Source organism: Niveispirillum sp. SYP-B3756 (assembly GCF_009495745.1).
Lineage (GTDB): Bacteria > Pseudomonadota > Alphaproteobacteria > Azospirillales > Azospirillaceae > Niveispirillum.
This window is the reverse complement of sequence record NZ_WIDQ01000001.1, coordinates 499628-512558: the sequence shown is the minus strand read 5'-3', so window position 1 is coordinate 512558 and position 12931 is coordinate 499628. Positions and strand designations below refer to the sequence as shown.

Sequence of the window (12931 nt, the reverse complement as noted above, 5' to 3'; positions counted from 1 at the left end):
CCAGGCCGGTCCCAGCCGGCCGACCCACTGAAAGCAACGGTGTCTGCATATTTACGTAGGTATCGCAGGCCGATACCTTTTGTCGACCCGCGCCGGCCTCACATCTCCGCTGCGGGGGCTGCCGGGGCCAGGGCCCGGTGGCCCTTGCCCATGCGCTTGGCCGCATACATGCCCTGATCGCCGCGATCAATCAAGGATTGCGCCGTCTCCACCGTACCGCCGCGATAGGGGGCGACGCCGATGGAAACGCCCAGCGGCTTGTCTTCCGAGGCGGAAAGCGGACGCAGGAATTCCGCTGCCTCCCGCAGCAGCCGGTCGGCCACGGCCATGGCCTGGGCTTCATCCACCCGGTCGATCCACAGCACAAATTCATCCCCGCCCAGCCGTCCGGCCAGATCGGCGACGCGGGCCAGCCGGCGCAGCAGGTCGCCCACGGCGCGCAGCACATCATCGCCGGCCCCATGGCCCAGCTTGTCATTGACCGCCTTGAAATTATCCAGATCGAAATAGAGCAGGGCGGAACTGCCGCCCGTCTGCTTCTCCAGCCGTTGTTCCAGCAATTCCATGAAGGTGCGGCGGTTATACAGACCGGTCAGCCCGTCGCGTTCCGACAGGGTTTTCAGCCGTTCCTGGTAGCGGGCCTGGGCCACGGCGACGCCGACCTGATCGGCGATGGCCTGGACCATGGAGACATCCTCCTCGCTCCAGGGCCGGCCGTCGGCCTGCCAGACCATGACGGCGCCATTCACCTCGTGCCGGAACAGGGTGCGGCAGGCCAGCAGGCTGATCTGGTCATCGCCGCCGACCAGCGGGGTCGGCTGCAGGGCCGCCTGTTCCAGCAGGGCCGCCACCTGATCCTTCGCCGGTTCCACCAGAGTGGCGGGCGGCCCCGCCGCCGGCAGGAAGACATCACCGGTGCGGGCATATAGCCGGGCACCGGCGGCCCCGGTGGCGTTGGTGGCCACGCCGACGGCGATTTCCAGCGTCTTGCTGGGGTCCACATCATCGCGGGTGGAGGAGACGATATAGCCCAGATATTTCTCACGCAGGCGCACCTGCGCCAGTTCCATGCCCTTGACGCGGGCCTCTGTAATGTCGCGGCAGGCGCCCCGCGCGCCGACCCAGTAACCCTCCGCCCCGCGCAGCGGCACGGCCGAGGAGATCAGGCAGAAGGCATCACCCTCCCGCCCGCGCATCCACACTTCGGTCCGCTCGATCGGCACATCGGTTTCAAAGGGCAGCGGCTGGTCGGCAAAGTCCGACAGCACGAATTCCGACGGGTGGCGGCCGATCAACTGTTCCGCACTATAGCCGATGGCGCCGGCGGCGGAGACGAAGACGAACCGCCCGTCCGGCCCCACCTCCCAAGCGAAATCCGAGGAGATATCGACCAGATCCTTATAGCGCTGGCGTGATTCCGTCAGGGCATGGCGCAGCCTTCGTTCCAGCGTGGCGTCACGGCCCAGGCACAGCACCTTGCCGCCGGGCAGCAAGGCGGCGGTGAATTCCACCACGCCCGGCCCGTGCCCGGTTTCCACCGGCACCGACCGCGTGGCCTCAGCGGCCGGGCCGCCGGTGCTGGCCCAGCGCATCAGATCGGCCGACCAGCCATCATGGCGCTGGGCCAGGATTTCCGCCGCTGCATTGGCCGCCAGGATGCGCCCGTCCGGCCCCAGGCACAAAGCCGGGCCCGGCCAGCCATCCAGCACGGCCTGGACCGGCCCCACCTGGTTTTCACCAGTACCGGCGGTGGGGTCGTGCGGAGTGGCGGGAAGATCAGAACCGGGAAAGGACGTCACAGCGGGCAAAACTCCACCGGCAATGATAATGGCTCCAAAGTGGTAACGCACTCCCGGCTTGCGGTCCACCGGGCTTGCGGATAGGGCGATGAAGTCGCATCTTCCCCGCCATGATGAAAGATGACGCCATGACCGCCCCTGCCGCCCCCTTCGCGCATGTCCAGGAATGGATCTTCGATCTGGACAATACGCTCTACCCCGCCGCCTGCAACCTGTTCGCCCAGGTTGATGTGCGCATCACCGATTTCATTGCCACTGAACTGGGGCTGGATGCGGTGGCCGCCAAGCAGTTGCAGAAGGATTATTATCGCCGCTTCGGTACCTCGCTCCGCGGGATGATGCTGGACCATGGCACCGATCCGCAGCGCTTCCTGCATTATGTACATGATATTGATGTCACCGCGCTGACGCCGTCGCCGGCGCTGGCAGAGGCCATTGCCGCCCTGCCGGGGCGCAAGCTGATCTATACCAACGGGTCCGTCCGCCACGCGGAAAATGTCATGGAACGGCTGGGCATTGCCCGGTATTTCACCGGCATTTTCGATATTGTCGCCGCCGATTACCGGCCCAAGCCGGACCCGCAGCCCTATGCGGAGATGGTGGCCCGCTTCGGCATCGATTCCCGCCGCGCCGCCTTTGTGGAAGATCTGCACCGCAATCTGGTGCCGCCGGCCGCCATGGGCATGACCACGGTGTGGCTGCGCGCCGACAGCGCCTTCTCCCACCCGGAAAACAAGATCGGGGAGGTTGCCGCCCCGACCGACCATCCGGGCGAGCATGTGCATCACATTATCGATGATCTGGAGACATGGCTGGTGGCGCTGGCCACGGACCTGTCATCCGCGCCGGCACGTTGACAGGGCGGGGGCTCCCGCCCATTGTCCCCGGCGATCCGGTGGACAATGTAATGAAAATGCGCGACCGACCGCCGGGGACTAACAAACGGGACTTTGAGAGAACATGAGCCACGCTGATCTTTCCCGCACCATCGATGCCGCCTGGGACAACCGCGAGGGCCTGGGCTTTTCCACCCAGGGCACCGTGCGCGACGCGGTGGAAGCCGCCCTGTCCCTGCTGGACAAGGGTGAAGCCCGCGTGGCGGAAAAGATCGACGGCACCTGGGTGGTGAATCAGTGGCTGAAAAAGGCGGTACTGCTGTCCTTCCGCCTGAATGACAACAGCGTCATCCAGGGCGGCCCCGGCGGGGCCACCTGGTGGGACAAGGTGCCGTCCAAGTTTGTCGGCTGGGACGAGGCAGCCTGGCGTCAGGCCGGCTTCCGCGCCGTGCCGGGCAGCGTGGTGCGCCGCAGCGCCTATGTGGCGCCGGGCGTGGTGCTGATGCCCAGCTTCGTCAATGTCGGCGCCTTTGTGGATAAGGGCACCATGGTGGATACCTGGGCCACCGTCGGTTCCTGCGCCCAGATTGGCAAGAATGTGCACCTGTCCGGCGGTGTCGGCATCGGCGGCGTGCTGGAACCGCTGCAGGCCGGCCCGGTGATCATCGAAGATGATTGCTTCATCGGCGCGCGGTCGGAAGTGGTGGAAGGCGTGATCGTGGAGCAGGGGGCTGTCCTGTCGATGGGCGTCTTCATCTCCGCCACCACCAAGATCATCGACCGCAGCACCGGTGAGGTGTTTGTCGGCCGGGTGCCGGCCTATTCCGTGGTGGTGCCGGGCAGCCTGCCGGGCAAGCCGCTGCCGGACGGCACGCCGGGCCCCAGCCTGTCCTGCGCGGTGATCGTCAAGCGCGTGGACGCGCAGACCCGCTCCAAGACCAGCATCAACGATCTGCTGCGTGATTGATGGGCGAAGGCGCGTAACAGACGTTTTCCTGAAATGCCCTTATTTTGACCGTCACCCCGGCGAAGGCCGGGGTCCAGTTCGTAGAGCAATGCGCCCTGAAATCCTGGACCCCGGCCTTCGCCGGGGTGACGGTTAAGGATTTCAATTGGTTAAGAATTCTAACTGGCGCAATCTCTCTCGGATCAAGCCCCCCAACCCCCAGGCTTCCCCCATGTCCATCGATCCCGTCGCCCTGACCCAGGCCCTGATCCGTTGCCCCAGTGTCACCCCGGCCGATGCCGGGGCGCTGGGGGTGCTGGAGGGGGTGTTGACCGAGATGGGCTTCACCTGCACCCGCCTGCGGTTTGAGGAGCCGGGCACCGACCCGGTGGACAATCTCTATGCCCGCCTGGGCAGCGCCAGCCCCAATTTCTGCTTCGCTGGCCATACCGATGTGGTGCCCACCGGCGACCGCGCCGGCTGGACCGTCGATCCGTTCGGGGCGGAGATCATTGACGGCAAGCTGTTCGGGCGCGGCACCTCCGACATGAAGGGTGCCATCGCCTGTTTCGTTGCCGCAACGAAATTGTTCCTGGATCGCAACGGTGCGCCCAATGGCTCCATCTCCCTGCTGATCACGGGGGATGAGGAAGGGCCGTCCATCAATGGCACCCGCAAGGTGCTGGACTGGATGCGAGAGCAGGGGGAGGTGATGGACGCTTGTCTGGTGGGCGAACCCACCAACCCGAAGGCATTGGGCGACATGATGAAGATTGGCCGGCGCGGCTCCGTCACCGCCACGCTGACGGCCTATGGCGCGCAGGGCCATGTCGCCTATCCGCATCTGGCGGATAACCCGCTGCCCCGCCTGACGGAGGCGCTGACCCTGCTGGCCGGCAGCCCGCTGGATGAGGGCACGGCCCATTTCCAGCCCAGCACCCTGGCGCTGACCACCATCGATGTCGGCAACCCGGCCAGCAATGTGATCCCGGCCAAGGGCACGGCTAAGTTCAACATCCGCTTCAATGATCTGCACACGCCCGACAGCCTGGAAGCCCATATCCGCGATGTGCTGGAAGAGGTGGGGGGCGCCTGGGATCTGAAGATGCAGACCAGCGGTGTCGCCTTCCTGACCCCGCCCGGCCCCCTGGTGGCCACAGTGGCCGGGGCCGTGCAGGCGGTGACGGGCAAGCAACCGGAATTGTCCACCAGCGGTGGCACATCGGACGCCCGTTTCATCAAGGATCATTGCCCGGTGGTGGAATTCGGGCTGGTCGGCGCCACGATGCATAAGGTGGATGAACATGTGGCCGTGGCCGACCTGATCCAACTGACCAGCATCTATGACCGGGTGCTGGTTGATTTCTTCGCCGGCAAGGCCGCCTGATGCTGTCGCCTGAAACCCGGCAGGGGCTGGCTGGCGCCCTGCGCCTGTTGCGGCTGGATGCCGGCGGCATGGCCTGTTTCAGCGACAGCGATGCGGATATTGCGCGCAGCTTCCGGGTCTATCTGCTGGTCTTCCCGCTCTCCCTGCTGATCTCCGTGGCGTTGGGCGACCCGATGCTGGGCAAGCTGGGCCTGCCGCTTTATCTGGCGGTGGAGGCGGTGACGATGGCGGCCAATGTCACAGGATTCCTGCTGCTGGCCTGCCATCTGGCGCAGGCCATGGGGCATGGATCACGCATCGGTCTGATGGTGGTGGCCTATAACTGGTCGCAGCTGGTGGCCATGCTGGTCTATGCCCTGTTCGTCACCCTGTCCCTGGGCCTGTCCGGCGGTGGGGAGGCGGGGGCGCGTGCGGTGAGTGGTGCGCTGGTCCTGCCCATGCTCTGGCTGCTGGTCTATGGCTGGTTCGTGCTGCGCCAGTCGCTGGCCTGCAACGGTTTGCTGGCCAGCGCCCTGCTGCTGAGCGACCTCACTCTCAATCTGCTGATCAATTCCGCGACGCAAGCGGTGGGATAACCAACCCGCCTTCCGGCGGGTTGAAGGCCGGCGACCGCCGGCCCGCCGCTCGTGCGGCGTGAGCCAAGGCGGCGGACGCCGCCGCCCGGCACTTGAGGGAACTGATAAAGACCCAGAGCCATGATCCATGGCTCTGGGTGTTACCCTTCCTCCCCACCGCCGGCGGACCATTCGGCGATGCGGGACAGGTGGGCGTAATCGGTGAAGCGCGGGGCCCAGCTTGGGCGGGGCTGGCTGCGATAGGGCATGGCGGGATCGTCGAATGCCTCAATCAAGGCCAACAGCCCGTCGCGGGCCTCATCCGCCAGATCGTGGGATTCATCCTTCAGGGTCTGGATGATGCCGGCGGGGTCGCCGCCGGTCAGCCGCCAGAATTCCAGCCCCTCCACCTGGGCCGCGCCGATCTCCGTAAAGCCGCCTTCCCGCGCGATCAGCGCTTCCAAGGGCAATTGCGGCGCCTTGCCCAGCCGCACCTCCTTGCCCGTTGGTGGCTGGCCGGTCTTGTAATCCAGCAGCACCACGCCGCCCGTGGGCGTGCGGTCGATACGGTCGGCCTTGGCGGTCAGGATGAAATCCCCGCCCGGCGGGGTCAGGCGGATGCTGCCCGTCACCTCAATGGCCAGCGGGCGGATGGTTTTGCGGCGTTCCGCCTCCACGCCCAAAAACCAGTCGGCCACCCGTTCAAAGCGCGGCCACCAGAAGGCCTGCACCCCCGGCTGGTCCAGCAGGTCGCCAAACGCCTCCCGCCCGCAGGCCAGCAGTTCAGAGCGCGCATTGCCCGGCAGTTGCGCCGGATAGCGGCGGATGAAATTTTCCAGCGCCTTGTGCAGAATCTCCCCGCGTTCTGCCGCACCGGGGTCGGCATCAATCGGCTCCAGCGCCTCCAGCTCCAGGATTTTCCGGGCATAGATGGCATAGGGGTCGCGCATCCAGGTTTCGATCTGGGTGACGGACAGTTTGCGCGGGCGGGCATCCAGCGGCGGGCAGGGGGCCGGGGCCGGGCAGGGCTTCACCTGGGCGGGCCGGTCGAGCGCTTGATACAGCGCGCGGTAATGCTCCACCGCATGGCCGATGGAGCCGCGCAGCCCCGCCTTGCCCAGCACCGTATCCAGCCGCAACAGCCAGCGCGACGGCACGGTGGGCGTGCCGTCCACCCGTTCGGAACGGGAGAGATAAAGCGTGTGCGCACCGCAGGCATGGGCGAAATCATGCGCCGCCTGCCCCACCTGCCGTTCCGGCGACGGCAGGCCGAATCGGCTGCGCATGGGGCGCGACATCCAGGGGTCTGGCGCAGGCGCGGGGGGCCATGTCCCCTCATTCAAGCCGGCCAGGATCACCGTATCGAACTGCTGCAGGCGCGCTTCCATCAGGCCCAGGATATGCAGGCGCGGATGCAGGCCGAAGGCCGGACGCACCGGCCGCCCGGAAATCAGCACCTCCATCAAACCGGCATAATCGCGCCCGCCCATGCTGGGATAGCCGGTGGCGGCATCGCGCAGTTCGTCGATGAAGGCGGCTGCCGCCTCCCCGTCCTTGTCGCGCCACAGCCGCTCATTGCCGGGCTCGGCCTCCAAAGCCGCCATCGCCTCTGCTGCCCCCACATGCAGGTGCAGCCAGTCGGTCAGGGGGCGTTCCTCCCCATCGCGCACGGCATTGATGAAATCCCCCATCCGTTCTTCCAGCCGGTCCACCAGGGTCAGCAGATCGGCCTTCAGCGCCGGGTTGCCCAGCCGGCGGCGATCGGCCCCGTTCAGCGCCTGGCGCAGCCCGTCCAGCCCGCCCGGCGGGCGCGGGCCGCGCAGCACCGCCTTTTCCAACTGGCGGCCCAGCCGGCGCAAATCACCGGCTTCCATCCCGCCACCGGCCAGCGGGTGTTTCAGCAGCGACAGCAGCGGGATGGGCGCGCCCTGTACCGCCAGATCGGCAATCACGCGCAGGAAGCTGCCCACAGGCGTCTGGGCCAGGGGGCGACCGGCACTGTCATCCACCTTGATGCCCCAGCGGGCCAGTTCGGTGGCCACACGTCGGGCCAGATTGCGATCCGGCGTCACCAGGGCTGCCGTCTTTTCCGGCACTTCCAGCGCTTCCCGCAGGATCAGCGCGATGATGCCCGCCTCCTCCTGCGGGGTGGTCGCGTCGATTCGGTGCAGCCGTTCCAGGGCGCTGGGGGCGATATCGGGCAGGTCGCGCCAGGCCTCCGTCGTGCCGGCGGGGCGCATGGCCTCTGCGATCAGGCGGATACGGGCCGGCGGGCAGGCGGGGCGGACGCTTGCTGCTACCTGCCAATCCTGTACCTCCTCCCGCGCGATACCCAGCCGGTTGATCAGGTGTTTCAGGGCGAATTGCGGGTGCGCCTCGTCCAAGGCTGCCCAGGTATCGGCGTCGATATCCTGGTCCAGGCCGGGCAGCACCACTTCGCCTTGCGGCAGCCTTGCAATGGTGGCCAGCAGGTCCGCCGATGCAGGGATGGTGCCGGTGGAACCGGCGGCGATGATCGGATGGGGGGGCGGGTTCAGTTCCAGCGCGCGGGCGAAGGCCGCCAGCCGGTTATTGCGTTCCTGGCCGGGGTCCACCACGCCCAGATCGGCCAGGATCGCCGGCCATTGATCAATGATGATGGACAGGAAGGAGAGCGTGACCTGCCAATGTTCGGCATAATCATCGGGCACCAGATTGCGCAACTGGTCGAAACTGAGCTGTTCGGTCTGCACCTGATCCAGCAACTTGGCCAGTTCCCGGCCCAGGCGGGCGGCCTGCGCCTTGGTCTTGGCGAAACTGTCCCCGGCGGCCAGCACGGCGCGGGATAGCAGCAATTGCCGGCGCAACGGGGCGATGGCGGGGGCCAGATCCAGCCCGCCCGCCTTCATCCCGTCCAGCATCAGGGTGATTTCGTCGCTATCGACATCGCCCAGCGGGGCCATGCGCGGCAACAGAATGGGCCGCCCGCCCGACAGGCGCAAAAACGCCTCCCGCAGCGACCGCACAGCACGCGCGGTGGGCAACAGCACGGTGATCCGGCTCAACGCCAGCGCGTCCCCCCCCACCCGCGCCCACAGGCCGGCGGCCAGCGCGTCAACAAAGGGCAGGTTGGGGGCAAGGGTATAGACGTTGGGCATGGGGACCGGGGGGTGCTAAACGGGTGAAGGGGAAGGCTGGCTATTTCGGTCATTCAACGGCACTTCCCGCTTCAATAACCATCGTTATCGCCTTTCACCACCGTCATTCCCGCGAAGGCGGGAATCCAAGCAACGGTGCCTCCCGGCACCCGACTTCTGGTGGAAGCGTCGTATGGGTTCCCGCCTTCGCGGGAATGACGGTTGAAAGGGCAGGAATAACGGTTGAAGCGAGAAGAATGACGGCGCTGAAGCAGAAGCAACGTTTGAGATCGCGCGGAATGCCCTCCCCTTACGGCACCACCTCCCGCCCCAGCGGTTCGCGCAGATGCGCGTCTACCAGGGGAACGGCATCGGGGGTGCCGACATGGTACCAGTTGCCATCATGGCGCACACCGTACAGCCGGCCTGCCGCCTCCACCTCCCGCCAGATCAGGCTCTGGCTGAAGGCCCCATCGGGGCGGTCCGCGAACAGGTCTGGCTTCATGATGGCGATGCCGGCCATCACGAAGGGGCTGACCTCCCCCTCCACGCGGCTGGTCAGCACGCCATCCGGGTCCATGTGGTAATCGCCGCGCCCGTGATAGCCGACGGCGGTGGCCGTGGGTGTCACCAGCAGCAGGCAATCCATCTTGTCGGCGTCCCAGGCCTGGGCCAGCCGCTTCAGCGCGGGCACCGGCCCATCCAGCCAGACAATATCGGCATTGATGGTGAAAAACGGCTCGTCGCCCAGCAGAGGCAGGGCATGGCGCACACCGCCGCCGGTTTCCAGCACGTCGGCTTCCCGCGACAGGGTGATGCGGGGGGCGGGCTGGCGGCGGGCGGCCAGATGGTCGGCGATCTTATCGGCCAGCCAATGGGCATTCACCACCGCCTCTTCCACGCCAGCATCGGCCAGCCGGTCCAGCGCATGGTCCAGCATCGGCTTGCCACCGACCGCGACCAGCGGTTTCGGCGTGGTCAGGGTGATCGGCCGCATCCGCATTCCCAATCCGGCGGCCAGCACCATGGCCCGCTTCGGCATGAACTCCATGAAAGAAACTCCCTTTACGCGGCCTGATCCAGAATATGCCCGACCGCCCCGTCAGCGGGCAGGTGGCTGGCGACAAAATCCGCCACCGGAGCCAATAACGGGTGGCGGATGGCATGGGCGAACTGGCCCCAGACGCGGGCCAGAAAGGCCAGTTGTTTACGGCTGCCACCCTGGGCGCAAAGCTGGGCCACCCGGCCCAGAATGCGCGCATGGCGCATCGCCCCCATCACGGCATAGCTGGCGTTGAACGCATCGGATTCAACCCCCGACCGGGCATTCAGGTAACGGGCGCGCATGGCCGCCTGGATATCAGGGGCCACATCCCGCCTTGCATCTTCCAGCAGGGAGAGCAGGTCATAGCTGACCGGGCCGATGCCGGCATCCTGTACATCCAGCAAGCCGCAGGCCTGCACGCCCTCGCGGGCCGGCAGCAGCATCAGATTGCCGGGATGGTAATCGCGCAGCAGCAGACTGACCGGCAGCAGGCCCAGCACGCTTTCCAGCACCACCTGCCACGCCGCATCCAGGGCGGCACGCGCTACGTCCCCCAACGGCTGGCCGGCGGCCTGGAAATAGGCATCGCCGAACAGGCGAACCTGGGCGCTGAACAGGGCCAGATCATAGCGGGGCAGGCCCGCCGCCCCCGGCTGATCCAGGCGGAAACGATCATGCAAATGGATCAGCACATCGGTGGCCAGCCGGTAGAGCGGTCCGGGATCGGCCCCGCCTTCCAGCAGCCGGGCAAAACTGTCATCGCCATAATCTTCCAGCAGCAGCAGGCCCTGGTCGGCGGCGGCGGCATAGGGCTCCGGGGCGGACAGGCCGCATTCCCGCAGCAAGGCACAAACCTGCATGAAGGGCGGCACCTGTGCTGCCCCGACGCCTTCCGCATCCATCAGGATGGCGCTGGGCGGTGCCGCACCCTGCCGGGTCAGCCGTTCATAACGGCGGGTGGACCAGTCGGCCCCCATGGGAAGGCGTACCGCCCCGCCCCAGCCGGCGCCCGCCAGCAAGGTCTTGATCTGGCTTTCGCGCATCACGCCATCCCCGCCAGCCGGCCTTCCCAGCGGCCCCGCCCGGTCAGCACGGCCCGGCGGCTGGTCGGACCGGTGATATTGATGTCAATATCCAGCCGGTCGGCCGGCAGCAGACGGCCCAGCCGGTCCGGCCATTCCACCAGGGCACAATCCTGCACCGCCTCCTCCCAACCCAGTTCCACCACCTCCGCCGGGTCGGTCAGCCGGTACAGGTCAAAATGCCAGAGCGGGGGGGAAAGGTGATCGTACTGCTGTACCAGGGTGAAGGTGGGGCTGGGCACCTCCTCTTCCGGGTTATCGGCCAGATGGCGGATCAGCGCCCGGCAGAAGGCGGTTTTGCCGGCCCCCAGATCACCCCGCAGGGCCAGCACATCGCCGCCGCGCAGCCACCCGGCCACGGTTGCGGCCAGGGCCGCCGTGGCATCTTCATCGGCAAGATCGAAAACAAGGCTGGTCATGGGGCCTGCAAATGAACCAAACGGATTGCGTGTTGAATGGGAGTCTATCCCAACTTCATGACGCTTTGGAATGGCTGGTTCCGTTTGCCATCCAGACAATGCGGGGCTTGCCAAGCTGGGGGAAACGGGGCACCTAAACCGGCGATCATTCACCGGTTGCCGGAAAGTTTACGCCCATGTCCGATACCCAGAATCGCCATTCCACCGATGTCGTCATCATTGGCGCCGGGCCTGTCGGCCTGTTCGCCGTGTTTGAATGCGGCATGTTGAAGATGCGTACCCATGTGGTGGACGCGCTGGATATGCTGGGCGGGCAATGCACGGCTTTGTACCCGGAAAAGCCGATCTATGACATTCCGGCCCACCCCTCCATCGACGGGGCCGACCTGATCGACCGGTTGGCTGAACAGGCCGCCCCCTTCAACCCCACCTACCATCTGGGCCAGCAGGTCACCACCCTGACCCGTGAAGGCGAGGGCTGGCTGGTCGGCACCGACAAGGGCACGTTGATTGAAGCCAAGGCGGTGATCATCGCCGCCGGTGTGGGTGCCTTTGGCCCCAACAAGCCGCCGCTGGACGGGTTGGAACAGTATGAAGGTTCCGGTGTCTTCTACATGGTGAAGCGCCGGGCCGATTATGCCGGCAAGCGCGTGGTGATTGCCGGCGGCGGCGACAGCGCGGTGGACTGGGCCAATTCCCTGTCGGAAGTGGCAGAAAAGGTGATGGTGGTGCATCGCCGCCCGAAATTCCGCGCAGCACCTGAAAGTGTGTCGCGCATGGATGCGCTGATCGCGTCGGGCAAGATCGAACTGGTGGTGCCCTATCAGCTTTCCGGGCTGGAAGGGGTGGAGGGCAAGCTGACCGGCGTGAAGGTGGCCGACCTGGACGATAAGGAAAAGGTGCTGGACGCCGATGTGCTGCTGCCCTTCTTCGGGCTGGCGATGAATCTGGGCCCGATCGCCGATTGGGGCCTGGAGATGGAAAAGGGCCATATCGCCGTGGACCAGCGCACGCTGGCGACATCAGCCCCCGGCATCCATGCCGTCGGCGATATCGCCAACTATCCCGGCAAGCTGAAGCTGATCCTGTGCGGTTTCGCCGAAGCGGCGATGGCCGCCCATGCCATCCATCCGTTGGTTCACCCGGATGTGGCCCTGCATTTTGAATATTCCACCAGCAAGGGCAAGCCGGGGGCCTGACACTGTTTACTGCCCCTCAAATCGCCGGTGGGCGCCTCCGCGCCCTCGGGCACACGGCACGGGCCGCGCGGCGGCGGTCGCAGCATTACCAACGGTCATCAGTGATGGCCGTTGGTAAAAAAGCCCGCGCGGGGCATTCCCTGCGCGGGCTTTTGGTCTTTGGGATCGGGCCTTGAAACGCCGTACCTGTCCGGTTTTATTGCCTATGATCAGGCGGTGATGTTCACGAAGCTGCCACGGGTGCGGCCGGACTGCACAGCCTCCTGCCGTTCATTATCCGTGGGAGCGGTGTTCTGCACGCTCTCCCGGCTTTCTTCCGCCGGGTTGCTGCTATTGTCCTGCTGGACGGCACCCACAGCCTGCACCCGGCTGCCACCGTCCGTGGAACGGACGGTCGGGCTTTGGGATACCGCTTGGGACGCATATGTAGAAATGCCGCTGATCGCCATCACACACCTCACTGGGGCTGTGGATAAGATACGGCCAACCCGGCTTCCCGTCAATCGCGCCGATAGGATAGGCGACCCCGCGCCTGGCGCATTGCTGGG

At 66.2% G+C, this 12931-nt stretch carries 11 protein-coding genes; 5 read left to right on the top strand and 6 right to left on the bottom strand.

Annotated elements, in window-relative coordinates:
• Positions 1 to 98: 98 nt before the first annotated feature.
• On the bottom strand, positions 99 to 1799 hold the full coding sequence (locus GE253_RS02435) for a diguanylate cyclase (protein WP_348770759.1): 1701 nt from the start codon (positions 1797 to 1799) through the stop codon (positions 99 to 101).
• 128 nt (positions 1800 to 1927) lie between these two features.
• On the opposite strand from GE253_RS02435, the gene GE253_RS02430 reads away from it, so the two are divergent.
• From GE253_RS02430 to GE253_RS02415, 4 genes are all read left to right on the top strand, one after another.
• A complete protein-coding gene (locus GE253_RS02430) occupies positions 1928 to 2656 on the top strand; it encodes a pyrimidine 5'-nucleotidase (RefSeq protein ID WP_247878436.1) in 729 nt (242 codons plus the stop codon).
• A 103-nt stretch (positions 2657 to 2759) separates the two neighbouring features.
• Positions 2760 to 3602, top strand: coding sequence for a 2,3,4,5-tetrahydropyridine-2,6-dicarboxylate N-succinyltransferase (gene dapD / locus GE253_RS02425; RefSeq protein WP_153202511.1), 843 nt, complete (start codon positions 2760 to 2762; stop codon positions 3600 to 3602).
• Positions 3603 to 3813: 211 nt separating this feature from the next.
• Entirely contained in the window at positions 3814 to 4968 is a 1155-nt protein-coding gene (gene dapE, locus GE253_RS02420; RefSeq protein ID WP_153202510.1) for a succinyl-diaminopimelate desuccinylase, read from the top strand.
• The gene (locus GE253_RS02415) at positions 4968 to 5543 is read left to right on the top strand and encodes a hypothetical protein (protein WP_153202509.1); all 576 of its coding nucleotides are present in this window, start codon (positions 4968 to 4970) and stop codon (positions 5541 to 5543) included. Before dapE ends, GE253_RS02415 begins: the two co-directional genes overlap by 1 nt.
• A 140-nt stretch (positions 5544 to 5683) precedes the next feature.
• On the opposite strand, the gene addB is transcribed toward GE253_RS02415, so the two are convergent.
• From addB to tsaE, 4 genes are all read right to left on the bottom strand, one after another.
• Complete coding sequence (gene addB, locus GE253_RS02410; protein WP_153202508.1) at positions 5684 to 8659, bottom strand: double-strand break repair protein AddB; 2976 nt, start codon at positions 8657 to 8659, stop codon at positions 5684 to 5686.
• A 289-nt stretch (positions 8660 to 8948) separates the two neighbouring features.
• Positions 8949 to 9689 carry a nucleotidyltransferase family protein gene (locus tag GE253_RS02405; RefSeq protein ID WP_153202507.1) on the bottom strand — a complete coding sequence of 247 codons (741 nt, stop codon included), beginning with the start codon at positions 9687 to 9689 and terminating at the stop codon, positions 8949 to 8951.
• Between the two features lie 14 nt (positions 9690 to 9703).
• Complete coding sequence (locus GE253_RS02400) at positions 9704 to 10726, bottom strand: phosphotransferase (protein WP_153202506.1); 1023 nt, start codon at positions 10724 to 10726, stop codon at positions 9704 to 9706.
• Positions 10726 to 11184: a tRNA (adenosine(37)-N6)-threonylcarbamoyltransferase complex ATPase subunit type 1 TsaE gene (gene tsaE / locus GE253_RS02395; RefSeq protein WP_153202505.1), complete on the bottom strand. Its 459-nt coding sequence runs from the start codon at positions 11182 to 11184 to the stop codon at positions 10726 to 10728. The genes GE253_RS02400 and tsaE overlap by 1 nt, the downstream gene beginning before the upstream one ends.
• Before the next feature lie 176 nt (positions 11185 to 11360).
• Between tsaE and GE253_RS02390 the strand changes: the two genes are divergently transcribed.
• On the top strand, positions 11361 to 12383 hold the full coding sequence (locus tag GE253_RS02390; RefSeq protein WP_153202504.1) for an NAD(P)/FAD-dependent oxidoreductase: 1023 nt from the start codon (positions 11361 to 11363) through the stop codon (positions 12381 to 12383).
• Between the two features lie 209 nt (positions 12384 to 12592).
• On the opposite strand, the gene GE253_RS02385 is transcribed toward GE253_RS02390, so the two are convergent.
• Positions 12593 to 12832: a hypothetical protein gene (locus tag GE253_RS02385; protein WP_153202503.1), complete on the bottom strand. Its 240-nt coding sequence runs from the start codon at positions 12830 to 12832 to the stop codon at positions 12593 to 12595.
• Between the last annotated feature and the right edge of the window lie 99 nt (positions 12833 to 12931).

What these genes read in the sequence shown, in the direction of transcription:
- dapD (WP_153202511.1), top strand. Translation starts at nt 2,760, where the DNA reads ATGAGCCACGCTGATCTTTCCCGCACCATCGATGCCGCCTGGGACAAC.
- GE253_RS02400 (WP_153202506.1), bottom strand. Translation starts at nt 10,726, where the DNA reads ATGCGCGAAAGCCAGATCAAGACCTTGCTGGCGGGCGCCGGCTGGGGC.
- GE253_RS02415 (WP_153202509.1), top strand. Translation starts at nt 4,968, where the DNA reads ATGCTGTCGCCTGAAACCCGGCAGGGGCTGGCTGGCGCCCTGCGCCTG.
- GE253_RS02405 (WP_153202507.1), bottom strand. Translation starts at nt 9,689, where the DNA reads ATGGAGTTCATGCCGAAGCGGGCCATGGTGCTGGCCGCCGGATTGGGA.
- GE253_RS02390 (WP_153202504.1), top strand. Translation starts at nt 11,361, where the DNA reads ATGTCCGATACCCAGAATCGCCATTCCACCGATGTCGTCATCATTGGC.
- dapE (WP_153202510.1), top strand. Translation starts at nt 3,814, where the DNA reads ATGTCCATCGATCCCGTCGCCCTGACCCAGGCCCTGATCCGTTGCCCC.
- GE253_RS02385 (WP_153202503.1), bottom strand. Translation starts at nt 12,832, where the DNA reads ATGGCGATCAGCGGCATTTCTACATATGCGTCCCAAGCGGTATCCCAA.
- GE253_RS02430 (WP_247878436.1), top strand. Translation starts at nt 1,928, where the DNA reads ATGACCGCCCCTGCCGCCCCCTTCGCGCATGTCCAGGAATGGATCTTC.
- addB (WP_153202508.1), bottom strand. Translation starts at nt 8,659, where the DNA reads ATGCCCAACGTCTATACCCTTGCCCCCAACCTGCCCTTTGTTGACGCG.
- tsaE (WP_153202505.1), bottom strand. Translation starts at nt 11,184, where the DNA reads ATGACCAGCCTTGTTTTCGATCTTGCCGATGAAGATGCCACGGCGGCC.